This is a genomic window from Pseudomonas sp. AC463 (assembly GCF_979253585.1).
This window is the reverse complement of the sequence record NZ_CEEDDZ010000356.1, coordinates 1-316: the sequence shown is the minus strand read 5'-3', so window position 1 is coordinate 316 and position 316 is coordinate 1. Positions and strand designations below refer to the sequence as shown.

Annotated in this window: 1 protein-coding gene; it reads left to right on the top strand. The window is 60.4% G+C overall.

Features of this window, described 5'->3' with window-relative positions; genetic code table 11:
• The coding region (locus AC0IYH_RS30505; protein ID WP_471837894.1) for a thiamine pyrophosphate-dependent enzyme at positions 1-316 on the top strand (316 nt) is incomplete at both ends.

The following is a 316-nucleotide window of genomic DNA, read 5'->3' as shown; positions in this document are numbered from 1 at the left end:
GCCGTGGTCACAACGAGGCCGACGAGCCAAGTGGTACTCAGCCGCTGATGTATCAGCAGATCGCCAAGCAGCGCACTACGCGTGAGCTGTATGCCGAAGCGCTGACCAATGCGGGTCGCCTGTCGGCAGAGGCCGTGCAAGCGCCGGTCGACGAGTACCGCACTGCACTGGACAACGGTCAGCACGTGGTTAAGAGCCTGGTCAAGGAGCCGAACAAGGAATTGTTCGTCGATTGGCGCCCATACCTGGGTCATGCCTGGACTGCGCGTCACGACACTCGCTTCGATCTGAAGACTCTGCAGGATCTGTCCAGCAA